The following is a 24,834-nucleotide window of genomic DNA, read 5'->3' as shown; positions in this document are numbered from 1 at the left end:
CCCCCGACTCCCCCTGTCCACCGAAAGTACTTCTGATCTACTTGAGCGGCCGATCGTGTCGACCAGTACGTCCTCGTTCGGGGAGGATCCGATGTCCCACCCGCCACCGTCACCCGTCCCCTGGGACCCCTTCCGGCAGACCGGATCCGCGACGTCCCCGGGCCCCCGCGGCCCCGCCGGTGGGGTGGGAACTCCCAGCCCCTGGGGACGGTTCCCGGGGGAGAACCCGACACCCCGACCGCAGGAGTCCCCTCCCGAAGACCGGGACACCTGCTGGCAGAACCCGGCACTCGGCCCGCACAGGCGCTTCGACCACGAACACCTTCCCCCCGAGCTGGACCCACCGCCACGCAGACCACGACGGAGGGGCCTGTACGCGGCTTCGGCCACGCTGCTGGCCGCGGCACTGCTGGGGGGTTACTTCCTGGTGCCCACCGGGCCGGTGGACCCCGGAAACACCGCCGCACGGCTGGTGGACAAAATCAACTCCGGACGTTTCGCCGCGCTGGACGAGGAGCTGTGCGCGGCGAACGCGGCACGACTACGGCGGCAGATCGAACAGCTCAGCGCTGGTCGGTTCCAACTGAGCCTGGGGGAAGTCACCGCCCACGACGCCACCGCCACGGTGGAGTTGACCGGAACCTACTTCCTGGGGGGGACGTCCCAGCGGGTCGATCAGACCCTGGGACTTCGCCTGGAGAACGGTGAATGGAAACTCTGCGATCTGGCCCGTTGACGAACCAACGAGACGCGGCACGACCGTCGAGAGAAGGAAAAGGATGACATACCCGCAACAACCGGGGCAGCACGACCCCTGGGGACAGCAGAACCCGTACGCCCCCTCGGGAGGCCAGTTCCCCGCCGGTGCCGAACAACAGTGGGGACAGCAGTACGGCTCGAACCCCTACGCACAGCCCGGTGGGCAGTACCCGGTCAGTGGGCAGCAACCGGCCTGGGGCGGTCAACCCGGCGGCCAGTACCCGCCCTCCGGGCCCCACCAAGCCTGGCCCCAGCAGGGTTGGGGTCAGCCGGGATACCAGCAGTACCCGGGCCAGCAGTTCCCCTACGGTCAGCCCACCGGCCCGACCGGAGGTGGGAGATCCAAGCTCCCCTGGATCCTCGGCGGTATCGGCGGCGGCGTCGTTCTCATCGGCGCCGTCGTCCTCCTGATCATCGCGTTCACCGGCGGAGGGAGGAGTCCGCAGGAGCTCGCCGAGCGTTACACGGAACTGGCCCAGCAGCAGTTCGCCGCCCCCGAGCAGCCCCTCAGCGACGAGTTCAGCAGCCTCGTCTGCAGCGAGAAGCAGTCCGAGTTCGTCAAATCCCTGGAGGACATGCGGGAGGAGACGGAGAACATGACCAGCCAGCAGCTCGAACAGCTGAAGAAGGTGAGGGTGGAACTCGTCGACGTCACCCACCAGGACGACACCGGTGAGTTCACGATGAAACTCTCCCTCGACGGGCAGAACCAGGACCCCTTCAGGAACACGATCCGCATGAAGAAGGAGAGCGGGGAGTGGAAGGCGTGCGGCAACGCGGGCGACAGCATGGGGTGACCGGGGATACCGGCTCGTCCCGCTGCGGAGGTGCTGCGCCCGCGGGGGCACCGGAACGCGGAACCCGGTGACCGAAACCCCGGCCGGCCTCCGGCGGGTCGAGCGAGTACCCCGGTTCGACCCGCCGGAGAATTCACCCCGTCACCCCTTGCTCGGCCTGCGGTGCACGCGCAAGGGAGTCACACCATCGGCCAGCCTGCGGGCGACCAGCAGGAACGCCGTGTGCGCCACCATCCTGTGCTCCGGCCGCACCGCCATGCCCACCGCGTGCCACGGGCGAATCAGGGTCTCCCAGGACTGTGGTTCGGTCCAGCCCTGCTGTTCCCGCAGGGCCTCGGTGACCGTGGACAGCTGGGTCGTCGTCGCCACGTAGACGACCAGCACCCCGCCGGGAACGAGCGCCCGGTGCACGGCCTCCAGCGCCTCCCAAGGGGAGACCATGTCCAGCACCACACGGTCCACCTCGCCGCCGGAGTACTCGGTGACGTCCCCGACGTGCAGGGTCCAGTTGGCGGGGTGTTCGCCGAAGAACCGCACCACGTTGCGTTCCGCGTGGTCGGCGTGGTCGGAACGCACCTCCCAGGACTCCACCGTCCCGTGCTCACCGACGGCACGCAGCAGCGAGCAGGTCAGCGCTCCCGAACCGGCACCGGCCTCCAGTACCCGCGCCCCGGGACGGACGTCCCCCCACATCAGGATCTGGGCGGCGTCCTTGGGGTAGATGACCTGCGCGCCCCGCGGCATGGACAGCACGTAGTCGGACAACAACGGTCGCACGGCCAGATAGGACATCCCGCCGCTCGAGGAGACCACGGACCCTTCGGGCTGGCCGATCAGCGCGTCGTGGGAGAGCACACCGTACTGGGTGTGATACTCGCCTCCCGACTGGAGCACGATTGTCTTGCGTCGTCCCTTCGGATCGGTCAGTTGAACCCGATCCCCCGGCCCGAACGGCCCGTTGACGCTGCTCACCTGTGTCGAACCTCCCACGTGTACGCACGGTCCCCGATGCGGAGACGGCAGGCCATCCTGCCAGACACCGTGCCGAGCCCCGGCACGACTCAGGCGGTGCCGTGCCGGCGCGCCGCCGCCCGGAGTTCGGAGCGCCGCAGAACCCCACAGGGTTTGCCGTCACCATCCACCACCAGGAACTGCTTGGCCGCCGCCCCGTGCACCCGCTGCAACACGAGTTCCGGGGACTCGCTGTCCAGCAGCACCGTCTCCGGCCTGACCTCCTCGGCTGCCCGTTCGGCCGGCTCGGCGGGCGAGGACTCGGCCAGCCTGACCGCCTTGTCCCCGTCCAACAGTCCGACCGCGACCCCGTCGGCCCGCACCAGCACCACACCGCGCCCGGCGGCGGCCAGCAGGGCGTCCCCCACGGGGCTTTCCGCGGGCAACTGCAGCACCGGCCGCAGCAGGTCACGCAGTTCCGCCCCGACGGGCCAGTGCTCACGCCGCCCCGAGGTGTACTCCGAGACCGCTCCGGCGATCACGAACCAGGCCATCAGCACGCACACGGCCAGACGCAGCCACCGCCCCTGCGCCTCGGTGAGGATCCCGGCGAGCGCCCAGCCGAGCAGCCCCACGGACACCACGACGGCCCCGATCACGGCCGCAACGGTGCCGTGATGGCGGTCCTCGGTCAGTCTCCAGACCAACGCCCGCAACATGCGTCCCCCGTCGAGCGGCAACCCGGGAAGCAGGTTGAACACCCCGACGGCGAGATTGGCCACGCAGGTCTGGGCCACCAACAGCCACACGGCCCCGTGCGGCTGCAGGGCGAACCACCCGACTCCGGTGCACGCGGCCAGCGCCAGGGAGACCGCGGGCCCGGCCGCCGCGATCAGCCCCTCCCGGAAGGGGGTGGGAGGGCTGCGGGAGATCTCCGAGATACCCCCGAGCAGGAACAACCTGATCCTGCGGACGGGCAGACCGAGCCGCAGGGCCACCAGGCAGTGCCCCAGTTCGTGCAGCAGCACCGAGACGGCCAGGAACACGGTGAACGTGGTGGCCACCAGCGCGCTGGCCCACACGCCCGCCCCGGGCAGCAGTTCTCCGACCAGCGGGGTGTACAGCAACACCACGACCGCGGCCCCCAGCCACCAGGACGGAGACAGCAACACGGGAACACCGGAGACCCGGCAGAGGTGCAGTCCCCCCGTACCGTTTCCGGCTCGGTCGCCTGTGGCCATGACGAAAGCCTAGAACGCCCCCGCGACCCGGTTTCGTACCCGTGGCGTCCTCCCCGGTGTGTCGTACGGAAAGCAGGGGTCCGGCCTCACCGGCGCGATGCCGCCCCGACGGGATTGGTCGCACGATCTCCGCCCGGAATCGACTAGGGTGCTCGTCCATGGCGCAATCGGTCCGCAACGCCCACCAGAACGGAAATCCCACCTCCCGGCCCAGGCCGGACCGGGAACCACAGCGCCGCCCCGCCCTGTCCCCCTCCCGGGCGAGCGACTTCAAGCAGTGCCCCTTGTTGTACCGCTTCCGCGCGGTGGACCGACTGCCGGAAACCCCCACCCGGGCACAGGCTCGGGGGACGGTCGTGCACAGCGTGTTGGAACGACTTTTCGAACTGCCCGCCGCGCAGCGCAACCGGGCCACGGCCACCGACCTGCTCGCCCCCGCATGGAAGGAACTCAGCTCCGAGCAACCGGAGTTGACCGAGCTGTTCACCGACGAGACCGACCTGGACGAGTGGTTGGAGTCGGCCGGACGACTGCTGGAGTCCTATTTCGAGTTGGAGGACCCGCGGCGGATCGAACCGGAGGCCTGCGAGAAACGTGTGGAGACCGAACTGGACAGCGGGGTCCTGCTGCGCGGGTTCATCGACCGCATCGACGTGGCCCCGACCGGGGAGATCCGCCTGGTGGACTACAAGACCGGAGCGGCTCCCCGACAGCTCGGCGAGGCCAGGGCCATGTTCCAGATGAAGTTCTACGCCCTGGTGCTGTGGCGCCTCCGGGGAGAGTTGCCCAGCCAACTGCTGCTGATGTACCTGTCCGACCGGCAGGCCCTGACCTACACTCCGGACGAGGCCGAGCTGACCGGATTCGAACGGACCCTGGAGGCGATCTGGCAGGCCATCCTGCGCGCGGGCCGCAGCGGCGACTTCCGTCCCAAACCCTCACGGCTGTGCGGGTTCTGCGACTTCAAACCGCTCTGTCCCGCGCACGGGGGAACGGCCCCGGAGTATCCCGGATGGCCGGAGCCCGAACCCGCCTCCGACGAGCTGCCCGCGGAACGCGGCGGTGAGGACCTACCGTGACAGCATCGGCGTCTTGGAGGACACCCCGCTTCGGAAGGAAGACCTGGTGGACACATCCGCTGCCGAAGAGGCGTTCTACGAGCCGTTGGGCCGGGGACGCTACCGAGCCACCGAACACACCGTGGGCCCCTGGTCCGACAAGGCCCAGCACCTGGGTCCCGTGGCCGCGCTGCTGGTCCGGGGGGTCGAACAGCACACCGCGGAAAGCGGGCGCGGGATCAGACGGGTCACCGTCGACGTGCTCGGCCCCGTCCCCGTGGACGAGGTCGAGATCCGCTGCGAGGTCTCGCGTCCCGGCCGCTCCGTCGAACTCGTGACGACGGAGATCTCGGCCGGTGGCCGGGTGGCGGCTCTGGCACGGGCGTGGCTGATGCGGCGCGCCGACACCACCGAGGTCGCCTCCGACGAGGCCCGCCGTCTGCCCGCGCCGGAGTCGTGTGGGCCCATGCCGCTGCCCGCGGGATGGTCGGGAGGCTACGCACGGGCACTCGACTGGCGGAACGCGAACACCTCGGAGCCCGGTCCCGGAGGCGCCGCCGTCTGGGGACGGCCACGGCTGCCGCTGGTCGCCGGGGAACGACCGAGTCCACTGCAACGGCTGTTCGCCGTCGCGGACTGCTCCAGCGGCGTGTCCAGCCCCCTGCCGTTCGAGCAGTGGGCCTTCGCCAACACGGACCTGACGGTCCACCTGAGCCGGGATCCCATGGGCGAGTGGGTCGGGCTCGACGCGCAAACAGCCATCGGTCCGGACGGGGCGGGCCTGACCCACAGCACCCTGCACGACGCCACGGGCCCGGTGGGACGCAGCGCCCAGGCGCTGATGCCGAGCAGGGTCTGAGGGCTCCTCCCGGGTCGGCCCGCCAGCAGCGGTCCGGCCACCGGAACGCGGGTCGGCGAGGTCAGTCCTCGTAGGGATCGTAGTTCGCGGCGTCCCCCACGGGAGCCCGGCTCGGATCGACCAGGGCGAACCGGGCACCCGTGGGGTCACGCAGCACGGCGGCCCTGCCCAGCGCCGAGTCGTAGGGATCCACCCGTACCCGCCCGTGGGCCCCCACGGCACGTCGTACCGCCTCGTCGGTGCCGACCTCCTCCGAAACACCGAGGTAGAGCAGCCAGTGCGGACGTGTTTCCGCGTCGATGTGCTCGCGCAGCATGCTCACCCTGGCCAGCACCGACTCCTCGCCCAGGTACCACACCGAGTAGTCGAGGTGGTTCTCCGTGCCGAACTGGGCGTCGGTGTAACCGAACAGGTCCTGGAAGAACAGGTCCGCCGTCTGCGCCTTGATCGTCACCAGCTCGGCCCACATGAGCGTTCCCGGCAGTCCGACGTCGAACTGCCAGGAGGCCTCGGGTTCCAGCAGACCGAACTCGGCGTCCGAGGGGCCCTCCAGCACGACCTTCGTTCCGATACCGTCGAGCCGGCTGGGTGCGACCGTGACGCAGGCACCGCGCTCCACCGCCTGTTCGCAGGCAGCCCGGCAGTCCCCCGTGGCCAGGAACAACCGCCACTTGGCGTCCTCGCCGGAGGCGGTGGTGCGCAGACTCGCCACGGGGAAACCCTCGTGCAGGGCCAGCAGGTGATGACCGCCCTCCGAGTCGGTGCGCTGTTCGTAACTCCACCCGAACAAGGCGGCGTAGAACTCGCGGGCGCTGTCGACGTCGGGAGTCACCAACTCGATCCAACAGGGCATGCCCGCGTACAGCTGCCACCTGGGCGGTGCCGCGCCCACAGGGACCACACCCATGAGAACCTCCCGAACGGTTTCGCGATCCTCTGCTACGGCATTATCCCCCAGCCGGAACACGCTGTGGGGTTTTTCGATCACGATCCGATCAAACCGTGCCGGTCGCGCACCTCCCCGAAGGCGCCCGGGAACCGTGTCCACCGGGAGGCCCGGAGACGGGACGTGTGAGTTCCGGAGGAGCTCAGCGCGCCCGAGTCCTCAGAGGTAGCGGTAGACGTCCCCGAGGGTGAGCCCCCGGGCCAGCAGGATCACCTGCAGGCGGTAGAGCAGCTGGGAGGCCTCCTCGGCGAGGTTCTCGTCCGACTCGTGCTCGGCGGCCAGCCACACCTCACCGGCCTCCTCCAGCACCTTCTTCCCCTGGGCGTGCACCCCGGCGTCGAGGGCGGCGACGGTGGAGGACCCCTCGGGACGGGTGCGGGCGCGTTGTTCGAGTTCGCTGAACAGCTCGTCGAAGGTCTTCACGAACTCGATCCTTGCATCCCCGGTCGCCCTCCCCCACACCGGCCGCGAGAACCACGGCACGGAGCGGGAGAACTCAACGCTCGTCGAACAGGGCGGTCAGCTCGGCGCTGTCGAGCCCTTCGAGGGAGTCCCGGAGCACGCACCCGGAAGCCGGTTCGAGAGGAACCTCGCAGGCCACACCGAGGACGGTGCACCCGGCCGCCACGGCCGAAGCGACCCCCGTGGGGGAGTCCTCCACCGCCACACAGTCCGCGGGGTCCACACCCAACGCGCGGCAGGCACGCAGGTAGGGCTCCGGCTCGGGCTTGTTCAGCCCGTCGACCTCGTCACCGCAGACGGTCACGTCGAAGGTGTCCGGTCCGATGGTGCGCAGGGCGATGTCGGTCAACGAACGAATGGTGGAGGTCACCAGGGCGGTGGGAACGCCCTTGGAGGTGATCTCACGCAGCGCCCTCTCGGCCCCCGGCCGCCACTCCAGATCGGAAGCCAACATCTCGGACATCCGCGCCACGACCCACCGTCCGGCGGACTCGATCTCGGCCTCTCCCGTGGGCATCCCCAGGTCGGCCAGCAACAGCCGCATGCTGCGGTTCATGTTGGAACCCACCATGCTGGCCCTGGCGGCCTCGCTGATCTCGGCTCCGTGACCGGCGGCGAAATCGTCCATCGCCACCGTCCAGAGCTTCTCGGAGTCGACGAGGGTGCCGTCCATGTCGAACAGCACCGCCGCGGGCGGAGTGACGGCCGGTCTCCGGGGTTCACACCTGGAACGAGGACCCGTCTCGGACATCGGCACCCGGCCTACCGCTCGGTGCTTTCCCCGGCGCGGATGACCGGGCACGACACGCCTCGCTCGTAGGTCATGGTCCCAGCCTAGTGGCTCACGCACGGTACGCGGCGTTCCGTGTGATCACGAACACTCCGTCCCCGGTACCCGAGCCGGTCGCCCCACCCCTTGACGTACTGCCGCGTCCGGATCCGTCGTCTCCTGAACAACCGACTACGGCGAGTACCCTGTTCCCCGTGACACCTCCACTGCCTGACTGGTTCGACCCCGAAGACGCCGTCCTCATCTGCGCCTTCGAGGGCTGGAACGACGGTGGCGACGCCGCCAGCACCGCCATCGAGCACCTTCAGCTCGTCTGGGACGCGACCAGCTGGACCGAGATCGACCCGGATCCGTACTACGACTTCCAGGTGTCCCGTCCCACGGTGAAACTCGTGGGGGGAGTGAGCAGGGAGATCGTGTGGCCGACCACCAGGCTCTCGGTGTGCCGGCCGCCCGGACTCGACCGGGACGTGGTGCTCGTACACGGTGTGGAACCGAACATGCGCTGGCGCGCGTTCTGCGCAGAACTGCTCGAACACGTCGAGCTGGCCGGAGCCGGGACCGTGATCAGTCTGGGGGCACTGCTGGCCGACGCTCCGCACACCCGCCCCATCCCGGTGACCGGAACCGCCTACGACAACGCCTCGGCCAGCCGTTTCGGTCTGGAGCACTCCCGTTACGAGGGGCCCACCGGAATCGTGGGGGTCTTCCAAGACACCTGTGTTCAGGCGGGAGTACCCGCCATCTCCTTCTGGGCGGCGGTTCCGCACTACGTCTCCCAGCCTCCCTCCCCCAAGGCGACTCTGGCGTTGCTGCACCGCGTGGAGGAGGTGCTCGACCTGGAGGTGCCGCTGCACAACCTGCCCGAACAGGCCGAGGAGTGGGAGAACACCGTCAGCGAGATGGCCGAGGAGGACGAGGACGTCCGCAACTACGTCCGGGCCCTGGAGGAACGGGGCGACGCCGAGAGCTCGTTGACCGAGACCAGCGGTGAGGACATCGCCGCCGAGTTCGAACGCTACCTGCGCCGGCGGGGCCCCGAGGATCCCGGAGGGAAGGGACCTCCCGGTCCCGCCTCGGCGTGAGTCCGGTCGGCGGAGGTGGCCGGTGCCGTCGGAGCGACGCCGCACCGGCCACCTCCGTCGGACGAAGCCCCGCCCTGTCTCGACAGCGACCGGGCTCACGGGCTCCGGTCAGTTCGCCGCCACCTCGGCCAGGTACCGCCGGCCCAGTTCCTCGTCGAGGAACCAGTCACCGAAGTCGGCGGGATCGTTGAAACCGTTGACGAACCGCTGCCGAACCGTCCTGTTCTGCTCCGCCCTCCTGAGGACGTCCATCATGTGTTCGGACGGCGGTTGCAGCATCGTGTTCGTCCAGGTGGTCACCGGTTCCACCACGGACCAGTAGCGTTCGAAGGTCCGCTGCATCCACTCCCGGTCGAACGGTCGGTCCCCGTGTTCGAGGATGCTGTCCAGGTACGACCTCGCGCACTTGCTGGCGTTGTTGGAGCCCTGACCGGTGATGGGGTCGTTGGCCACGACGACGTCGGCCATGCCGAGCACCAGTCCTCCCGAGGGGAGTTCCCCCACGGGGTGCCGGACCACAGGCGGGTACCCGCCGGCCAGTGTCCCCTGGGAGTCGGTCACCTCCGCGTTCCGGAAACGCTCGTACTCCCAGGGGAAGTACCAGCGCATGAGCTCCAGCATCCGCTGCCAGTGCTCCCCGGCGGGCGGCCGGTCGGACCAGCAGTCCAGGGGACCTCCCGGTATCCCCTCGAAGAAGGGGATCTCACAGGGCCCACTCAGCGTCAGCCCGGGAATGACGAACAGTTCGCCCACACCGGGGACGGCGTTGAAACGCACCGCGTCCATTCCGGGGTGTTCGGGCCTGCGTTCGGCGCCGTGCACGTAGCTCACCGACAGCACCCGCTGGGGAGTGCTGTAGGGGGACCGGCTCGGGTCCCTCCCGAAGAGCTGCACCAGTTCGCCTTTGCCCGCCGCCACGAGGACGAGTTCGTAGTGCCTGGTCAACGAGTCCAGGTCCGAGGTGGTCACACCGTGGAAGACGACCTTGCCTCCGCGATCCTCGAACAGTTCCAACCAGCCGGCCATCTTGATGCGTTGGTCCACAGACTGTCCGTAGTGGTCCAGCTCGCCGACCCAGTCGATGGTGCGTCGCCCGTCGGGGTCAGCCACCGACACGCCGAGCCCCTCGATCCGGGGTGCCTGGTCCTCCCAGAGGTTGAGTTCGTAGTCCCGTTCGTGTTGCAGCGCGGTGTGGAACATGGCCTGTGTGGACATGACGCGGCCACCGCGGATCTCCTCCGGGGTCCGTGCGGACATGATGGTCACGTCGTAGTCGTGCGCGAGCAGGCTGAGCCCGATCTGCAAACCCGCCTGCCCCGCACCCACGATGAGGATCTTGCGCACCGCGTCCTCCTTCTCACCCGACGACATTTCCCCGCCACGACCGCGATCACGCGGCGCCGTGGGTCACGTTCAACCTCATGGTGTGCGTGACCAAGGCACGCAGCGTATCCACAGTGGACACTGAATCACGTGCGTCACAGGTAATCAAGGGAACGTCCGGGGCCAGCGCCAACGCCTCACGCACCTCTTCCAGGTCGTGGGTCAGCCTGCCGTCGAACAGGTTCACCGCCACCACGAACGGGATCTCCGAGTCGTGTTCGAAGTAGTTGATCGCCGCGAAGGACTCCGAGAGACGTCGGGTGTCGACCAGTACGACGGCACCGAGCGCACCCCTGGTCAGGTCGTCCCAGAGGAACCAGAAACGCGACTGGCCCGGCGTTCCGAACAGGTACAGCATGAGATCCGGGTGCAGCTGGAGGCGCCCGAAGTCCATCGCGACCGTGGTGGTTGTCTTGTCCCCGTCGGGGTCGAGATCGTCGACGCCCTCACTGGCCTCGGTCATCCAGGCCTCCGTGTTCAGGGGTGCGATCTCGGACACCGACGAGACGAACGTGGTCTTACCGACTCCGAAGCCACCCGCGATCACGATCTTTGCCGAGAGCATCAGTTCGGCGTGGTCACGCGGAGAGCTTGTTGAGGCCATCGAGAATCCTCTCGAGGATGTTGTGGTCGTAACTGTAGGCCTGCCCGGTCGGGTGAATGAAAATCACCCCGTCCGCCGCCAGATCACTGACCAGCACTCGGATCACACCGAGCGGGATGTCCAGTGTGGCCGAGAGCTCGGCGAGCGAGACCGGACTGCGAGCGTGCTCGTACACCGCACGGGACTCGGGCAGCAGCCTCTCGGCGACCTCGGGGTCGTACTCGGTGACCGAGATCATCGTCTCGACCAGGAGCTGGTGGCGTGTCCGAGTACGCCCCCCGGTCAGGGCGTAGGGGCGCACCCGGCTGCTGCGCGTTTCCCGCTGGGTCTGTGCGTGTGTGGCCATGGGGGTTCCTTAACCGATCAGTCACTCGGTCGCCTGGCGGTGACCACCCGCCGCAGGTCGGCCCGAACCTCGGGGGTCAACGCGTGTCCGGTGTTCTCGACGAACTGGGTCATCTCGTAGGCGACCACCCGCATCTGTGCCTCCGAGGAAGTGAGCACGGCCAACCCGGCACCGCTTCCTATCCCCATGAACAGGAAGTAGCCGTGGTTGAGCCTGATGATGATCTGCTCACAGGCCCCCTTGTCGAACAGCGCCGACCCGTTCTGGGCCAGGCTGAGCAGACCACTGGAGATCGCCGCCAACTGCTCGGCCTCGTCATTGGTGACCGAGGAGGACCCCGCCAGCGGAAGACCGTCCGCCGACAGGATCAACGCGTGGGTGACACCGTGCACTCTGTGCACGAAGTCGTCGACTAACCAGTCGAAGTTCGGGGGCTGGGCACTGTCTTCTGCAGCCGTCACTGCTGTGACCTCTCGGCGTCGTCGTTGTCGTCCTGACCGGCCTGTTTGGCTTCCCACTCGCCTTCGGCGAAAGCACCCAGATCGGCCAACAGTTGCTCGTGGCTACGGCGCATGTCCACCCCCGTGCCCCGGTCCGCGGGGGTGGGGGCGTCCTGGCGGGCCGCCGAGGACCCCTTCAGACTCTGCGAAACCCTGCGCGGCAGTCCGTTCGCGGTGGTCGAGGACTCCGTCTCCCGTTGTCGCGGAGTCTGCTGGTCCTCGGAAGGCCAGGCCGGTTCCTCCGTCGTGGGCGGCGCGGAGGTCCGCTCCCGTGGTGCGGTCGGCCCGCTTCGCTCCTCCGTACCGGAGGGGTTCTCCGTCCGGGCTCTCCCCACCGGAGCGGTCGGAGTGGGGCGTGTCCCGGGGACTCCGGAGGTGCCCTTGGAAGGGTCCTTCCCACCGCCGCGGGAATCCGGCCGGTGACGTTCGTGCACCAGGGTGGACGGAAGCAGCACCGAGGCGGTGGTTCCGTGCGGAGCACGGCGGGACAACCACACCCGGATCCCGTGCCGGGCCGACAGCCTGCGCACCACTGCCAGTCCCATGTGTCGCACCGCCTCGCGGTCGAGCACGGGGGCACTGGCCAACCGCTCGTTCAGCGCGGAGAGCCGCGCCGCGGGCAGACCGATCCCCGAGTCCTCGACCCGCACCATGACACTTCCCTGCTCGGTCAGGTGCGCGCTGACGGTCACCGCCGAGTCCGGTGGGGAATGGACCGTGGCGTTGTCCAGCAGTTCGGCCAACAACCGACTGACGTCGTCGGCGGCCGGGCCGACCACGCCCAGATCGGTCACCTTCCCGAACTCCACCCTGCCGTACTGCTCGATGGAGGACATCCCCGCGCGGACGACGTCGACCAGCGCGGCCGACTCCGGACGCGTTCCGCCCGCGTCCCTGCCGGCCAACACACGCAGGTTCTCCCCGTTGCGCCGCAGCCGTGTGGCGAGATGGTCGAGCCGGTAGAGCCGGTCCAGGGCTTCCGGATCGTCCTCCTCGGCCTCCATCCGCTCGAGCTGTTCGAGTAACGAGTCCACCAGGTTCAGGTCGCGCAGGGCCACGCTGGAACACACCCCGGCCAGCACGTCCTGGGTGCCGGACTCACGCGGGGAGGTCGGTCCGATGATCTGGGCCACGGTCTCGCGGGAACGCTGCAACAGCTGTCTGGTGGAACCCTCCAACCGTTGTCTGGCCGTTCCCTCCCGCAACGTTCTGCGCGAACGTTCGAGCATCTCCCATACCCGACTCACCGTCCCACCTCGCAACCAAAGCGCGTAGCACCGATCCGGGCTCCGTGCGGACTCATGTCACAAGATCCAATCAGACCGGCGCGTCAGAGTGTACGACGCCCCTGGTTGGAGCAGAATGACGAGTGCCGACGACGTGATTCGTTTCAGTGGAGTTCACCACAACGGAGCAGCCGGACACATATCGACCACGATTCGCAGAGGGAACGGAAACGCAGCTCACCGCATCACGAATGAGGACGGGAGCGCTTCGCACCGAAAAGCGAGACACCGTGCGTGTCCGATTTTCCCGGAGAATCGGGACCGCTTCCGGAGGAAGAACACCGAGAGTGACCACTCGACGGGTCAGACCCGGAACCCTTCCGGAAAAAGGTCCGAACACACCGGACGACTATCCCCGACCGTATTTCGTTCGGCCGGGAAAACAACACACGGACCCGGTAAGCACCGTTCCACGGGGATTTCCCGCTTTTCGGGAAAGCCGAATACCGGCAGCGACGACAATTGTCACGCTGAGCGGTTCCCGCTGAGCCCCTCGGGAAACTCCGAACGAACTCGGAGTTTCCCGAAGGTCCACGGAGGAAGGGTCACAACGCCACACCCAGCAGAGCGTCCACGGCGTCCCTGACCAAGGACGGACTCCGCGGATCACTGCCCTGCCCGCAGAGGGCCTGCTCGACCCATTCGTCGACGGCACGCAACGCCGACTCGGTGTCCAGATCGTCGCCGAGCCGTTCCCGCATCCGATCCAGTGTGGTCTCGGCCTCCGGACCCCGGTCCAGTGTCACGGCCTGTCGCCACCGCGCCAACCTCGCGGCCCCGGCCGTGAGCAGGTCGGCGGTCCAGGAACGGTCACTGCGGTAGTGCTGGCCCAGCAGAGCCAGCCTGATCGCCATGGGGTCCACTCGGTCTCCCCGCAGCCGGGAGACGAACACGAGGTTGCCCTTGGACTTGGACATCTTCTGCCCGTCCAGCCCCACCATGCCGGTGTGGGAGTAGTGTCGGGCGAAGGGGTGCCGCTCGGTCAACGCCTCGGCGTGGGCCGCGCTGAACTCGTGGTGGGGGAACGCCAGGTCCGACCCTCCCCCCTGCAGATCGAAGGCCATCCCCAACCGGTTGAGCGCGATGACCGAGCACTCCAGGTGCCAACCGGGCCGGCCCGCTCCGAGCTCCTCCGAGTCCCAGGAGGGCTCACCGGGGCGGGCCATCCGCCACAGCAGGGCGTCGAGGGGGTCCTTCTTGCCAGGACGCTGCGGGTCACCGCCCCGCTCGGGGAAGACCTCGTTCATCTCGGCGAGGCTGTAGCCCGACTCGTACCCGAGCCGGCCGGTGGCGTCCTTGTGGAAGTAGACGTCCGGGTACTCGTCGTCGACCCGGTAGGCCGCTCCCGAGGCGAGGAGTTCGGCCACGGCGCGCTCGATCTCGGGGATCGCCTCGACCGCACCGACGAAGTCGTGCGGGGGCAGCACGCGCAACGCGGCCATGTCCTCCCGGAACAACGCGGTCTCCCGCATCCCCAGCACGACCCAGTCCTCGTTGTCGTGCTCGGCCCTTTCCAGCAGGGGATCGTCGATGTCGGTGACGTTTTGCACGTAGTGCACGTCGTAGCCGTTGTCCAGCCACAACCGGTGCACCAGGTCATACGCCAGGTAGGTGGCGGCGTGCCCCAGATGCGTGGCGTCGTAGGGAGTGATTCCGCACACGTACATTCGTGCCTGCGGGCCGGTCCCGACGGGTCTCACCTCGCCGGTCGCGGTGTCGAACAGGTGTAACGGCCGAGCCCTGCCGGGCAGGCCGGGAACAGAAACCGACGACCAGGGTTGCATGTGTTCGACCCTAGTCCCCCGCGTCGGCACCACGGTTGCGGGCCGCGCACCCCGCCCGGGGCGTCACGGTCGCCGTCGCCCCTCCCGAGGGCGGCCGTGCGGGTGCCTCACTCCGGGGCCGATCGCGCGGACAACACCCACGTCTGCCCCACAGCGACCTCCCGGAGTCGCTGTCCCCGCCCGCCTGCCGCGGACCACTCCCGACGCAACCGCTCCATCGGCTGGGCAACGGGTTCGCCGGTCAGCGCGAAGGTGCCCCAGTGCATCCCCACGAGCTCGCGAGCACCGAGGTCACGGGCCGCCCGCACCGCGTCCTCGGGAGTGAGGTGCACGGTCCGCATCACCTCGACGGGGTGGTAGGCCCCGATCGGCAGCAGAGCCGTGTCGATCTCCGGGAACCTCCGCCCGATCTCCGCGAAGAACGGTCCGTACCCGGTGTCCCCCGCGTGGTAGAGCCTCCGCCCGTGGGCGGTGGTCACCACCCAGCCACCCCACAGACTGCGGCAGAAGTCCCACACCCCGCGTCTGCTCCAGTGCCGTGCCGGAACGAAGTCGCACCGGGTCGTGCCGAGCAGGGTGACGTCCCACCAGTCCGCCTCCCGAACATCCGTGAAACCTCTTCGGGTGAACCAGTGGCCCAGTCCCAGCGGCACGAGCACCGTGATGTCGCGCGGAAGACGACGTACCGTGGCCGCGTCCAGGTGATCGTAGTGGTCGTGGCTGATCAGCACCGCGTCCACCGGCGGCAACGCGTCGAAAGCCATCCCGGGAGGGCTCAGACGGGGACGGACGAAAGGGATCCGCGCCGACCACACCGGATCGATCAGCAGACACAGCTCCGGAGTGCGGAGCAGGAAGGTGGCATGCCCGATCCAGGTGAGTGACACCTCACCCGGCCCGAGTTCGGGAAGCCGTCCGTCACACCGGGGGACGAGCCTGCGGTCCAGCTCCGTACGACCGGGGCTGGTTCCACCGCGGTACCGCAGCACCTCCCACGGGCGCGGCGGTGAACTCTCCAGCCGCTCGACGAAACGTCCCCGGTACGGAACACCCCACATCATCTCGACCGCCTCCGCGCTGGAACCCACCGGTGAACACGCGACTCCGCGGAGCTCCCGAGCCTGCCATCCTCACGAGAGGGTTCGTAACACCCCACCGGGTGAACCGCGCACCGGCACGCGGGCAGGCGCAGGACAGCTCAGAACGGCGGCCAGGGAATCGCGGGCCACTCCCCGGAGGGAGCCGGTAACACTCCCTGCTGCAACAGCCGGTCGATCCGGTCGGCGGTGGCCCGGATCTCCTTCGGGGAGACGTACTCGGCCAACAGGGCCGCGAACGAGTCGTCCAGGCGGGCCCGTAACCGCCGTAGGTGTTCCACGGCGGAGTCTCCCAGCGGCTGCCCCAACCAGCCCCACAACACCGTGCGCAGCTTGTCGTCGACGTTGAGGCTCACTCCGTGGTCGATTCCCAGCACCCGCCCGTCACCGGGAACGAGGACGTGGCCGCCCTTGCGGTCGGCGTTGTTGAGCACCACGTCGAGAATCGCCAGCCTGCGCAGGCCGGGATGGTCGGCGTGGGCCAGTACCAGCGGGTTGCCCTCCTCGTCCCGGGCGTGCAGCACACTCAGCCAGTCGGAGGGCACGTTGTCTGGGGGCAGCACGTCGACGAGCTGGGTGTCCTGCTCGGTGTCCACCCACAACTGGAGCATTCCCGGCCCGTACGGGGCCTCGTCCCGCCACCGGGTGGGTGGGACCAACCGCCACCCGATCTCCTCGGAGAGCAGGTACGAAGCGACCTCACGCCCGGCCAGCGTCCCGTCCGGGAAATCCCACAGCGGCCTTTCCCCGCGCACGGGCTTGTACACGCAGTCGGCACGTACCCCTTCGTGTTCCACGGAACAGAGCAGGGTCGCGTTGGATGCCTCGACCAGTCGCCCCCGAACCTCGATCCGCCCGTTGGCCAACAACTCGGCGGCGACATCGTCGGAGAGCACGATCCGCTACTCCTCCTCCGAACGCCGGTATCCGTTCTGGCGTGGGCAGATGTGGCCGTTCGGGTCCAGCGGCTCCGAACACAACGGACACGGTTTGCGTCCGGCCTCGATCACTCGCTGGGCTCGCTCCGCGAAGGCGCGGGCGTAGGCGGCGCTGAGGAAGACACGGACCGCGTCGGGGCCCTCCTCTGTGTCGTCGAGCACCACCGACTCGTCCACCTCTTCCTCGGTGGCGGCGAGCAGTTCCACGACCACCGCCTCGGTCTCGGCGTCCCAGCCGAGCCCCATGGTGCCCACCCGGAACTCCTCCTCGACGGGGACTTCGAGGGGACCGGAGTCGACGAGTTCGGCGGGGGGTTCGGCGGGCAGCTCGGTGTCGAACCGGCGCTGCACCTCCTCCAGCAGCGCGTCGATGCGTTCGGTCAACACCGACACCTGCTGCTTCTCCAGCTGAACGCTCACCGTCCGCAAGTCCTCGGTGGCCTGCAGATAGAAGGTACGCTCGCCGGGCTCTCCGACCGTTCCCACGATGAAGCGGTCGGGCTGACGGAATACGTGGATGACACGAGCCATGACACCCTCGACACTAAGTCACCGTCGCGCGGATCGTGCAGCCCCGCCCCTGTCACGGCCGGGGATCCGTTGCTGGTAACGCGTTCGCTGCCACACCCATTCCGGCCTCACCGGGGCTTTCTCCGAAAACCGTGGGATTGTTCGCCTTCCGCGAACATCATGATTCTCCAGCCGGCGGGGTTACTCTCGGTGGGCGGAGACCGTCGAAGACGTCACGTTCCGGCCGGACAACGACGGCCGTCCCGAGAGGAAAACATGACCAACAGTGCCGCCCCACTCGCTCCCCTGCGTCCCGGAGACACCGTGGCCGTGGTGGCTCCGGCCGGACCGGTCCCCGAACAGCAGCTGCGTGCCGGAGTCGCCGAACTCGAGTCCTGGGGTCTGCGGGTGCTGCTCGGCAAACACGTGCTGGACCGTCACCCGTTGGTGGACTACCTTGCGGGCTCGGACGCCGCCCGCGCCGCCGACCTGCTGTGGGCGTGGTGCTCACCGGAGGTCTCGGCCGTGTTGTGCGCACGCGGCGGATACGGAACCCTGCGGACACTCGACGAGCTGGACTGGACGAGCATGGCCGCCGCCCCCGGGAAAACCCTCGTCGGTTCCAGTGACGTCACCGCCCTGCACGAAGCCCTGTACCGCCGGCTCGGCGTCCCCACCCTGTTCGGACCGATGCCGGCCACCTCGGCCTTCACCGAGGACCCCGTGGCCCGACGACACCTGCACGAGGCACTGTTCCACCCGGTGGAGGGGCGCGTCCTCGCCGGAAGCACAGCGGAACCGTTGGTGGGAGGCCACGCCCGGGGAGTCCTCCACGGAGGGAACCTCAGCGTACTGGCCGGAACGCTGGGCACCAGCCCACCGCCCCGCCCTCCGGAACGGACCCTGGTGCTGCTGGAGGACGTCACCGAGGAGCCCTACCAGCTCGACCGCTATCTCACCCAGCTCCGGCGGTCCGGATGGTTCGACCACGCCACCGGGGTGGCCCTCGGCTCGTGGGAGCGCTGCGGGGAGCCCGAGCGAGTCCGGCAGACCATGTCCGAGATCCTCGGTGACCTCGGCCTCCCCGTGGCCTGGGAGATGGGATTCGGGCACTGCGCCGGGCAGCTCACCGTCCCACTGGGGCTGCCCGCGGAGCTCGACGCCGACGCCGGGAGGCTGGTGATCCACACCGGCCCCTTCCCCGCTCGGGAATAGTCTCCTCACTCGGAGCCCGCACGCACGGACCCGGCTTGCCGACGTGGAACCGACCCTGGAGCGGAGTCGCCGACCCCATGCGAGTACGCCCCACCACCTCCGAGAACCTGGTGGCCGAACTGGCCGAGACCGTCACGCGGCGGGCACGCCCGCCGGGAACGCGGATCGCGCTCGACGGCCATCCGGTCTCCGGAACGCGCGAGCTGGCCGACTCCCTGGTCCGTACCCTGCGTGTGGCGGGTGTCCGGGCCGTGCGCGTCGGGATGTGGGACTACCTGCGACCGGCCTCGCTGCGGTTCGAGAGGGGACGCCACAACCCCGAGAGCCTGCGCGACGACTGGTTCGACCTCGCGGGACTGAACCGTGAGGTACTCGCCCCGCTGGCCCCCGGTGGCAGCGGCCGCGTGCTCCCGGCCCTGTGGGACCCGGACAGGGACCGCTCCCCCCGTCTGGAGCGCACGGACCTGGGTGAACGGGGAGTGGCCCTGGTCGAGGGTCCCCTGTTGCTGGGACACGACCTGGACTTCGACCTCACGGTGCACCTGTGGGTCTCGGAGAAGGTACTGCACCGCAAGACCCCCGTCGAGGACCGCTGGCAGCTTCCCGCATTCGCCGAGTACGCGAGGCGGACCCGTCCGGAACGCACCGCCGACCGGGTAATCAGGATGGACCACCCGGAGCGCCCGGCCGTGGTGGACGCCCTCGACTGAGCACACCTCGCGACGGCGGACACACGATCCGGTCAGTCGACCACGCGAGGCAGCGAGGGCACGGCCGCCAGCAGGGCTCTGGTGTACTCGTGCTCCGGCTCGGTCAGCACCCGTTCCACCGGCCCCTGCTCCACCAGCTCCCCGGCACGCATGACAGCCACCCGGTCCGCGATGCTCCAGGCCAGCCCCAGGTCGTGCGTGATCACCAGCACGGACAGTCCGCGTCGACGACGCAGCCCCAGCAACAGTTCCAGGATCTCACCGCGCACGGTCGCGTCCAGCGAGGCGACGGGTTCGTCGGCGACCAGCACGGCGGGTTCGAGCACCAGCGCCCCGGCGATGACCACCCGTTGGCGTTGTCCTCCGGAGAGCTCGTGGGGGAAACGCCCGACGAAGTCGGCGGCGGGACGCAGTTCGGCCGCTTCGAGAGCGGCCCGGACCCGTTCCGCCTCCCCGACCACGTCCCGGTGGATCCGCAGCCCCTCGGCGACCGCCTCGTAGACGGTGTGGCGCGGGTTGAGCGCCCCGGTCGGATCCTGGGCGACCAGCTGCACCTGCCTGCGGAACTCACGCAGGCTCCCGGAGGAGGAGCCCGGTTCGACCCCGCGGTAGCGGACCCGCCCCGTGTCGGGACGGCACAGCCCCAGCAGGGTCCGCGCCAGCGTCGTCTTGCCCGACCCCGACTGCCCCACCAGGGCGACTGTCTCGTCCGCGCACACCTCCAGATCGACGTTCCGCACCGCCCTCGTCCGCGTCCGCGAGCGGTCCACGAAGGTCACCCCGACCCCACGGGCGGAGAGCAGCGCGTTCCCGCGCCCCTCCGATCCGGCGGAACCGTCGACGTGGCGCGATCCCGCGTCCCCCACGGTCGGAAAAGCCGCGGCCAGCTCACGGGTGTGCCGGTGTTCGGGGGCCGTGACCAGCCGCGCGGTCTCCCCCTGCTCCACCACGGCGCCCCGGTACATCACCGCCAGGCGATGGCAGGTTCCGGCCAGCACCGACAGATCGTGGCTGATCATCAGCAACGCGGCTCCCCGTTCCCGCACTGCACGCCGCAGCACGTCCATGACCTGGGCCTGGACCACCACGTCCAGCGCGGTGGTGGGCTCGTCCGCGATGACCAGGCTCGGTTCACAGGCCAACGCCATCGCGATCATCACACGCTGCCGCTGCCCTCCGGAGAGCTCGTGCGGATAGGCCCTCGCCCGTTCCGGAGGCAGCTCCACCCGCTCGAGCAGCTCGCGCACGCGCTCCCGCAGCGCCGAGACCGCAGGACGTTCGACGGAGTGCACCCGCACGGGCTCGGCGATCTGGTCGAACACCGTGCGCACCGGGTTGAGGGCGTGCATCGCCCCCTGGAACACCACCGAGGCACCGGCCCAACGCACGGCCCGCAACCCGCCCCAGGTCAGTTGACTCACGTCCTGCTCGTTCAACAGCACCCGCCCCCGCACCCGGGCCGTGCGGGGCAGCAGCCGCAGTACCGCGAGCGCGAGCGTGGTCTTGCCGCACCCCGACTCCCCCGCCAGCCCCAGCGTTCCGCCGGGGTCCAGCCCCAGGTTCACCCGGTCCACCACACGGCGCGGTCCCGCCGGTGTGGCGTAGTCCACCGAGACATCGCACAGTCGCAGGACAGACGTCATCGCCCCTCCCCCCGCAGCCTCGGGTTCAGCACGGTCTCCAGCGCACGCCCGCACAGGGTGAAGGCGAGCACGACCACCGCGATACCGAGCCCGGGGGGAAGCAGGTACCACCAGGCTCCCGCCGTGACCGCCCCGGTGTCCATGGCCGACTTCAGCATCGCTCCCCAGGAGGTCCGACTCGGATCGCCGAGTCCCAAGAAGGACAGTGTGGACTCGGCGATGATGGCGCTGGCCACCGTCAGCGTCGTGGTGGCGAACACCAGCGGCAGCACCGCCGGCAGCACGTGCCTGCCGAGCACGTGTCGGTGACCGCCACCGAGGGCCCTGGCCCGTTCCACATAGGGCCGGGTCTGCACCGTGAGGGTCTGCGCCCGCACCAGCCTGGCCGTCTGCGGCCAGGAAGTGACCCCAATGGCCAGTACGATGGTGAACACGCCCCGGGACAGCACCGTCGACAGGGCGATGGCCAGCACCAGGGCCGGAAGCACCAGGAAGAAGTCGGTGAGTCGCAGCAGCACGGTGTCCGTCCAGCCCCCGAAGTGGGCCGCGGTCACCCCCACCAGGGTTCCGATCACCATCGACAGCGCCGCCGCGCAGGAACCCACCAGCAGCGAGACCCGTGCCCCCCACCAGGTCAACAGCAGCACCGAACGCCCGGACTCGTCCGTGCCCAGCCAGTGGCCGGCCCCCGGCGGTTGCAGCGGCGCGTCCTCCACCCGGGTGACGTCCAACCCGGCCGGATCAGTCAGCAGCGGAGCCGACAGGGCCAACAACACGACGAGCACGAGCACCGCGAGTCCGAACACACCTCCCCGCTCGTTGCGGTAGGCCCGCCACCCCTCCGCCAGGGTGGACGGTCGACGGGCACGGACGTCGGCGGAAGGGCCTCCGGTGGTCATCAGGCACGCACCCGTGGATCGAGAACCCGGTACAACAGTTCGGCCAGCGTGTTCATGACGATCACGCTGCTCGCGAGGACGACGAAGGTCCCCTGCAGGAGGGGGAGATCGGGCACCCGCAGTGCCTCGTAGGTCAGCAGTCCGAGCCCGGGCCAGGAGAAGACGGTCTCCACCGTGATGGCCCCGGCCACCACCGTCCCGAGGTGAAGGAAGACCAACGTCACCGTGGGCAGCAACGCGTTGGGAACCGCGTGCCCCCGGCGCACCGCGTCGTCGCGCAGCCCCTTCGCCCGGGCCGTGGTCAGGTACTCGGCACCCATCTCCTCCAGCAGGGAACTACGCATCACCATCATGAACTGCGCGTGGATCACCGCGACCAGCGTCACGCACGGCAGCACCATGTGGTGGCCCACGTCGAGCACCCGGGGCAGCACACCGGGCGGCACGTCGGGCGAGGACATCCCGGCCACGGGGAACAGTCCCGGAAGCGGCCCCACCCCCACCCCGAACGCCATGAGCAGCAACAGTCCCAGCCAGAAGGTCGGTACCGACCACAGTGTCAACCCGACCGAGGTGAACCAGCGATCGGTGGCCGTACCGTGCCGCCACGCTGCCCGCGTCCCCAGCCACAGCCCCAGCAGCACGGCGAGCACCGTCGCGGTACCCACCAGCAGGACGGTCGGACCGAGCCGTTCTCCGATCAGCTCGGTCACCGGTCTGTTGTAGGTGTAGGAGGTGCCCAGGTCCCCCCGTGCCAGGTTCACGAGGAAGTCCCGGAACTGCACGTACAACGGCTGGTCCAGCCCGAAACGATGACGCAGCTGCGCCAACTGCTCGGCACTGACCGGGGCGGACCTGGTCATGGTCCGGGCCGGGTCGCCGGGCAGCACCCGGAAGAGGAAGAAGCCCAACACCGCCACCAGGGCCAGGCTCACCGCGGCACCGCCCAGTTTCCGTGCCACGAAGCCGAGCGTCCGCGGAACGGTTCCGGAACGGTGTGGCCTCCCGTGTTCGAGCGTGTCGGTCATGGGCTCATTCCCGGTGTTCGGCGGTGCGACGACGGTGGACGGTCACGGCGGCCACCACGAGGCCCCCGAGCAGCAGTGCCCCTCCGAGCGCGAGGGCCGCCGAACGGTAGCCACCGCCGCCTCCGGCCGTGCGTGCCTGCTCGGTGGGCTCGGCACGGTAGTAACCCCAGTAGCCCTGCTGGGCCGTGATCACTCCCCGCTCGGCGGGCTGACGAAGGAAGCCGGAGAAGCGGTCCGCCCGGTAGGCTTCCAACGCGTTCGGGTAGAACAGGATCAGTCCCGTGGCCATCTCGTGGAACCGCTGTTGGGCCCGTTTCACCGTCTCCACGCGTTCGGACTCGTCGAACTCGGTGAGCTGACGCCGGTACAGCTCGTCGTAACGCCGGTCGCAGAGGAAACTGTCCGGCAGCCCACCCCCACCGGGGTCGGGACGGGCTCCGCAGGTCTGCAACCGCAGCACGTAGTCCGGGTCGGGGTTGACCGACCAGCCGCTGACGACCATGTCGAAGTCACCGGCGGTGGTGCGCTGGTTGACCTGGTTGTCCGAGACCGGCAGCAGTCGCACCCGGATTCCCACCCGGGCCAGCCACTCCTGGACGAACTCGCCCACCAGCGCGTCGGTGGCGGAGTCGCCGTGCAGCACGAACTCGAAGTCCAGCGGTTTCCCGGAGGGACCACGACGGATCCCGTCCGCCCCCCGGGGGTAGCCGGCCTCGTCCAGGGCGCGGTTGGCGGTCTCGATCGAGAAGGAACGTCGTTGTTCCTCGGCAGGGGTCCAGTAGTACTTCCGGAAGATGGGGGGCAGGTAGCCCGCCCCGACCGTGCCGTAGCCACCGAGCACCCGGTCGACGAGTTCGGCACGGTTGACGGCGTGGTCGATCGCCCGGCGCACCCGCACGTCCCGCAGGGCGGGGTGACCGGTCCCTATGGGGGCACCCGCGCTGTTGGCCGCACCCGGATTCAGCACGATCTCGTAGAACCTGCGGCCCTTGCCGCGTACCCGCTCGATGTCGTGCGCTCCGTCCAACGCGTCGAACTGCGCCGGGGTCAGCTCCCTGGCCACGTCGATGTCGCCCTTGCGCAGCGCCTGCACCGCGGCGTCGCTGTTCTCGAAGTTCACGAACCGCAGTCGGTCCACGGTGGGCGGACCGCGCCAGAAGTCCTCGTTGGCCTCCAGGGTGAGGTACTGCTGGGGGCGGTACTCGGTGGCCACGAAGGGGCCGCTGCCGACCACGGGCATGCGCTGGTTGGCGAAGCCGGCCACGTCGTCGACCCCGGACCAGACGTGTTCGGGCACGATCGGAACGGCGAGGGAACGCATCGTGGCCTGGGGAGTCTCCGTCCTGATCACCACCGTCCGCGCGTCGGGAGCGTGGACCTCGGCGACGTTGTCCACGTAGTTCCCGTTGGCCGTGGCCGCGGCCGGGTCGTTCATCATGCGCTCGAACGTGTAGACGACGTCGGCGGCGGTGACCGGTTCCCCGTCCGACCAGCTGACCCCCTTCCTGATGCGGAAGGTCCAGGTGAGTTTGTCGGGTGAGGACGTCCACTCGGTGGCCAGCTCCGGCATCACCGAGAAGTCCTCCGGGGCGTAGGTGGTCAGGGTGGGATAGATCAGGCGGAAGACGTCGGTGGCGGCCAGGCTGAACCCGAGGAAGGGGTTGAGCGAGTCGAACTCCTGCTGGATCCCGACGCGCAGCGTGACCTCACCGTCCGCGGCCGCCCGGTCGTGCCGCGTCTGGGCGGTTCCGGTGTGGGCGAAGGGCGCGGACGGGACCAACAGGGCGGCGACGAGGAGGGGGATCAGCACCACTGCGCGGGGTCGTGCCGTGCGGACTCCGACAGCACTCACACGCATGGTGATCACTCCCTCGCGGTACGTGTCCACAAAGAACCACCCCGCGAGGTTCCGCGTCAATGGTTCACCGCCTCGGCGTGGCGCG

General features: G+C 69.2%; 25 protein-coding genes. 7 read left to right on the top strand and 18 right to left on the bottom strand.

The window, feature by feature from the left end; all coding sequences use genetic code 11:
- Nucleotides 1-91 precede the first annotated feature (91 nt).
- Nucleotides 92-736 (top strand): hypothetical protein, encoded by a 645-nt coding sequence (locus CEP50_RS01950; protein WP_146134717.1) that lies wholly within the window; start codon nucleotides 92-94, stop codon nucleotides 734-736.
- A gap of 43 nt (nucleotides 737-779) precedes the next feature.
- Nucleotides 780-1,556 carry an Rv0361 family membrane protein gene (locus tag CEP50_RS20725; RefSeq protein ID WP_106112161.1) on the top strand — a complete coding sequence of 259 codons (777 nt, stop codon included), beginning with the start codon at nucleotides 780-782 and terminating at the stop codon, nucleotides 1,554-1,556.
- A gap of 141 nt (nucleotides 1,557-1,697) precedes the next feature.
- Here the strand turns inward: CEP50_RS20725 and CEP50_RS01940 are convergent, their stop codons facing one another.
- Both CEP50_RS01940 and CEP50_RS01935 read right to left on the bottom strand, forming a co-directional pair.
- Nucleotides 1,698-2,528, bottom strand: coding sequence for a tRNA (adenine-N1)-methyltransferase (locus CEP50_RS01940; protein ID WP_106112160.1), 831 nt, complete (start codon nucleotides 2,526-2,528; stop codon nucleotides 1,698-1,700).
- Nucleotides 2,529-2,617: 89 nt separating this feature from the next.
- Nucleotides 2,618-3,748 (bottom strand): site-2 protease family protein, encoded by a 1,131-nt coding sequence (locus CEP50_RS01935; RefSeq protein WP_106112159.1) that lies wholly within the window; start codon nucleotides 3,746-3,748, stop codon nucleotides 2,618-2,620.
- Between the two features lie 158 nt (nucleotides 3,749-3,906).
- Between CEP50_RS01935 and CEP50_RS01930 the strand changes: the two genes are divergently transcribed.
- Together CEP50_RS01930 and CEP50_RS01925 are read left to right on the top strand one after the other, a co-directional pair.
- On the top strand, nucleotides 3,907-4,827 hold the full coding sequence (locus CEP50_RS01930) for a RecB family exonuclease (RefSeq protein WP_181188159.1): 921 nt from the start codon (nucleotides 3,907-3,909) through the stop codon (nucleotides 4,825-4,827).
- A gap of 46 nt (nucleotides 4,828-4,873) precedes the next feature.
- Nucleotides 4,874-5,665, top strand: a complete 792-nt coding sequence (locus CEP50_RS01925) for a thioesterase family protein (RefSeq protein WP_106112283.1) — start codon at nucleotides 4,874-4,876, stop codon at nucleotides 5,663-5,665.
- Nucleotides 5,666-5,726: 61 nt separating this feature from the next.
- Here the strand turns inward: CEP50_RS01925 and CEP50_RS01920 are convergent, their stop codons facing one another.
- From CEP50_RS01920 to CEP50_RS01910, 3 genes are all read right to left on the bottom strand, one after another.
- Nucleotides 5,727-6,572, bottom strand: a complete 846-nt coding sequence (locus CEP50_RS01920) for a VOC family protein (RefSeq protein WP_106112158.1) — start codon at nucleotides 6,570-6,572, stop codon at nucleotides 5,727-5,729.
- Nucleotides 6,573-6,770: 198 nt separating this feature from the next.
- A complete protein-coding gene (locus CEP50_RS01915) occupies nucleotides 6,771-7,034 on the bottom strand; it encodes a phosphoribosyl-ATP diphosphatase (RefSeq protein WP_106112157.1) in 264 nt (87 codons plus the stop codon).
- Between the two features lie 73 nt (nucleotides 7,035-7,107).
- Nucleotides 7,108-7,824, bottom strand: a complete 717-nt coding sequence (locus tag CEP50_RS01910) for an HAD family hydrolase (RefSeq protein WP_106112156.1) — start codon at nucleotides 7,822-7,824, stop codon at nucleotides 7,108-7,110.
- A gap of 233 nt (nucleotides 7,825-8,057) precedes the next feature.
- Between CEP50_RS01910 and CEP50_RS01905 the strand changes: the two genes are divergently transcribed.
- Complete coding sequence (locus tag CEP50_RS01905) at nucleotides 8,058-8,948, top strand: PAC2 family protein (protein ID WP_106112155.1); 891 nt, start codon at nucleotides 8,058-8,060, stop codon at nucleotides 8,946-8,948.
- A gap of 108 nt (nucleotides 8,949-9,056) precedes the next feature.
- On the opposite strand, the gene CEP50_RS01900 is transcribed toward CEP50_RS01905, so the two are convergent.
- From CEP50_RS01900 to CEP50_RS01860, 9 genes are all read right to left on the bottom strand, one after another.
- Nucleotides 9,057-10,292 carry a styrene monooxygenase/indole monooxygenase family protein gene (locus CEP50_RS01900; protein WP_106112282.1) on the bottom strand — a complete coding sequence of 412 codons (1,236 nt, stop codon included), beginning with the start codon at nucleotides 10,290-10,292 and terminating at the stop codon, nucleotides 9,057-9,059.
- Nucleotides 10,293-10,338: 46 nt separating this feature from the next.
- Complete coding sequence (locus CEP50_RS01895; protein WP_374957078.1) at nucleotides 10,339-10,935, bottom strand: GTP-binding protein; 597 nt, start codon at nucleotides 10,933-10,935, stop codon at nucleotides 10,339-10,341.
- On the bottom strand, nucleotides 10,910-11,281 hold the full coding sequence (locus CEP50_RS01890) for a DUF742 domain-containing protein (protein WP_019853783.1): 372 nt from the start codon (nucleotides 11,279-11,281) through the stop codon (nucleotides 10,910-10,912). Before CEP50_RS01890 ends, CEP50_RS01895 begins: the two co-directional genes overlap by 26 nt.
- Before the next feature lie 17 nt (nucleotides 11,282-11,298).
- On the bottom strand, nucleotides 11,299-11,742 hold the full coding sequence (locus tag CEP50_RS01885; RefSeq protein ID WP_106112153.1) for a roadblock/LC7 domain-containing protein: 444 nt from the start codon (nucleotides 11,740-11,742) through the stop codon (nucleotides 11,299-11,301).
- The gene (locus CEP50_RS01880; RefSeq protein ID WP_106112152.1) at nucleotides 11,739-13,010 is read right to left on the bottom strand and encodes a sensor histidine kinase; all 1,272 of its coding nucleotides are present in this window, start codon (nucleotides 13,008-13,010) and stop codon (nucleotides 11,739-11,741) included. Before CEP50_RS01880 ends, CEP50_RS01885 begins: the two co-directional genes overlap by 4 nt.
- A gap of 602 nt (nucleotides 13,011-13,612) precedes the next feature.
- Nucleotides 13,613-14,851, bottom strand: a complete 1,239-nt coding sequence (gene mshC, locus CEP50_RS01875; protein WP_106112151.1) for a cysteine--1-D-myo-inosityl 2-amino-2-deoxy-alpha-D-glucopyranoside ligase — start codon at nucleotides 14,849-14,851, stop codon at nucleotides 13,613-13,615.
- Nucleotides 14,852-14,958: 107 nt separating this feature from the next.
- Entirely contained in the window at nucleotides 14,959-15,939 is a 981-nt protein-coding gene (locus tag CEP50_RS01870) for an MBL fold metallo-hydrolase (protein WP_258174669.1), read from the bottom strand.
- Nucleotides 15,940-16,049: 110 nt separating this feature from the next.
- Nucleotides 16,050-16,844: an SCO1664 family protein gene (locus CEP50_RS01865; RefSeq protein ID WP_106112150.1), complete on the bottom strand. Its 795-nt coding sequence runs from the start codon at nucleotides 16,842-16,844 to the stop codon at nucleotides 16,050-16,052.
- Nucleotides 16,845-16,850: 6 nt separating this feature from the next.
- Nucleotides 16,851-17,417: a DUF3090 domain-containing protein gene (locus CEP50_RS01860; protein ID WP_019853777.1), complete on the bottom strand. Its 567-nt coding sequence runs from the start codon at nucleotides 17,415-17,417 to the stop codon at nucleotides 16,851-16,853.
- 255 nt (nucleotides 17,418-17,672) lie between these two features.
- Between CEP50_RS01860 and CEP50_RS01855 the strand changes: the two genes are divergently transcribed.
- Together CEP50_RS01855 and CEP50_RS01850 are read left to right on the top strand one after the other, a co-directional pair.
- Nucleotides 17,673-18,611, top strand: coding sequence for a S66 peptidase family protein (locus tag CEP50_RS01855; protein ID WP_106112149.1), 939 nt, complete (start codon nucleotides 17,673-17,675; stop codon nucleotides 18,609-18,611).
- 77 nt (nucleotides 18,612-18,688) lie between these two features.
- Entirely contained in the window at nucleotides 18,689-19,321 is a 633-nt protein-coding gene (locus tag CEP50_RS01850) for a uridine kinase (protein WP_106112148.1), read from the top strand.
- A gap of 32 nt (nucleotides 19,322-19,353) precedes the next feature.
- On the opposite strand, the gene nikE is transcribed toward CEP50_RS01850, so the two are convergent.
- Genes nikE through CEP50_RS01830 form a run of 4 tightly spaced genes read right to left on the bottom strand, consistent with a single transcriptional unit; the run spans nucleotide 19,354 to nucleotide 24,749 of the window.
- Nucleotides 19,354-20,964, bottom strand: coding sequence for a nickel ABC transporter ATP-binding protein NikE (gene nikE, locus CEP50_RS01845; RefSeq protein ID WP_106112147.1), 1,611 nt, complete (start codon nucleotides 20,962-20,964; stop codon nucleotides 19,354-19,356).
- Complete coding sequence (locus tag CEP50_RS01840) at nucleotides 20,961-21,863, bottom strand: ABC transporter permease (RefSeq protein ID WP_181188158.1); 903 nt, start codon at nucleotides 21,861-21,863, stop codon at nucleotides 20,961-20,963. Before CEP50_RS01840 ends, nikE begins: the two co-directional genes overlap by 4 nt.
- Nucleotides 21,863-22,891: an ABC transporter permease gene (locus CEP50_RS01835; protein ID WP_106112146.1), complete on the bottom strand. Its 1,029-nt coding sequence runs from the start codon at nucleotides 22,889-22,891 to the stop codon at nucleotides 21,863-21,865. The genes CEP50_RS01840 and CEP50_RS01835 overlap by 1 nt, the downstream gene beginning before the upstream one ends.
- 4 nt (nucleotides 22,892-22,895) lie before the next feature.
- The gene (locus CEP50_RS01830) at nucleotides 22,896-24,749 is read right to left on the bottom strand and encodes an ABC transporter substrate-binding protein (RefSeq protein WP_181188157.1); all 1,854 of its coding nucleotides are present in this window, start codon (nucleotides 24,747-24,749) and stop codon (nucleotides 22,896-22,898) included.
- Nucleotides 24,750-24,834 lie beyond the last annotated feature (85 nt).

The organism is Actinopolyspora mortivallis (assembly GCF_003001495.1).
Lineage (GTDB): Bacteria > Actinomycetota > Actinomycetes > Mycobacteriales > Pseudonocardiaceae > Actinopolyspora > Actinopolyspora mortivallis_A.
The sequence above is the reverse complement of the archived record's forward strand: the minus strand, read 5'-3'. Positions and strand labels throughout refer to the sequence as shown.

What these genes read in the sequence shown, in the direction of transcription:
- CEP50_RS01950 (WP_146134717.1), top strand. Translation starts at nt 92, where the DNA reads ATGTCCCACCCGCCACCGTCACCCGTCCCCTGGGACCCCTTCCGGCAG.
- CEP50_RS20725 (WP_106112161.1), top strand. Translation starts at nt 780, where the DNA reads ATGACATACCCGCAACAACCGGGGCAGCACGACCCCTGGGGACAGCAG.
- CEP50_RS01935 (WP_106112159.1), bottom strand. Translation starts at nt 3,748, where the DNA reads ATGGCCACAGGCGACCGAGCCGGAAACGGTACGGGGGGACTGCACCTC.
- CEP50_RS01930 (WP_181188159.1), top strand. Translation starts at nt 3,907, where the DNA reads ATGGCGCAATCGGTCCGCAACGCCCACCAGAACGGAAATCCCACCTCC.
- CEP50_RS01920 (WP_106112158.1), bottom strand. Translation starts at nt 6,572, where the DNA reads ATGGGTGTGGTCCCTGTGGGCGCGGCACCGCCCAGGTGGCAGCTGTAC.
- CEP50_RS01910 (WP_106112156.1), bottom strand. Translation starts at nt 7,824, where the DNA reads ATGTCCGAGACGGGTCCTCGTTCCAGGTGTGAACCCCGGAGACCGGCC.
- CEP50_RS01895 (WP_374957078.1), bottom strand. Translation starts at nt 10,935, where the DNA reads ATGGCCTCAACAAGCTCTCCGCGTGACCACGCCGAACTGATGCTCTCG.
- CEP50_RS01890 (WP_019853783.1), bottom strand. Translation starts at nt 11,281, where the DNA reads ATGGCCACACACGCACAGACCCAGCGGGAAACGCGCAGCAGCCGGGTG.
- CEP50_RS01880 (WP_106112152.1), bottom strand. Translation starts at nt 13,010, where the DNA reads ATGCTCGAACGTTCGCGCAGAACGTTGCGGGAGGGAACGGCCAGACAA.
- mshC (WP_106112151.1), bottom strand. Translation starts at nt 14,851, where the DNA reads ATGCAACCCTGGTCGTCGGTTTCTGTTCCCGGCCTGCCCGGCAGGGCT.
- CEP50_RS01860 (WP_019853777.1), bottom strand. Translation starts at nt 17,417, where the DNA reads ATGGCTCGTGTCATCCACGTATTCCGTCAGCCCGACCGCTTCATCGTG.
- CEP50_RS01855 (WP_106112149.1), top strand. Translation starts at nt 17,673, where the DNA reads ATGACCAACAGTGCCGCCCCACTCGCTCCCCTGCGTCCCGGAGACACC.
- CEP50_RS01850 (WP_106112148.1), top strand. Translation starts at nt 18,689, where the DNA reads ATGCGAGTACGCCCCACCACCTCCGAGAACCTGGTGGCCGAACTGGCC.
- nikE (WP_106112147.1), bottom strand. Translation starts at nt 20,964, where the DNA reads ATGACGTCTGTCCTGCGACTGTGCGATGTCTCGGTGGACTACGCCACA.
- CEP50_RS01840 (WP_181188158.1), bottom strand. Translation starts at nt 21,863, where the DNA reads ATGACCACCGGAGGCCCTTCCGCCGACGTCCGTGCCCGTCGACCGTCC.
- CEP50_RS01835 (WP_106112146.1), bottom strand. Translation starts at nt 22,891, where the DNA reads ATGACCGACACGCTCGAACACGGGAGGCCACACCGTTCCGGAACCGTT.
- CEP50_RS01830 (WP_181188157.1), bottom strand. Translation starts at nt 24,749, where the DNA reads ATGCGTGTGAGTGCTGTCGGAGTCCGCACGGCACGACCCCGCGCAGTG.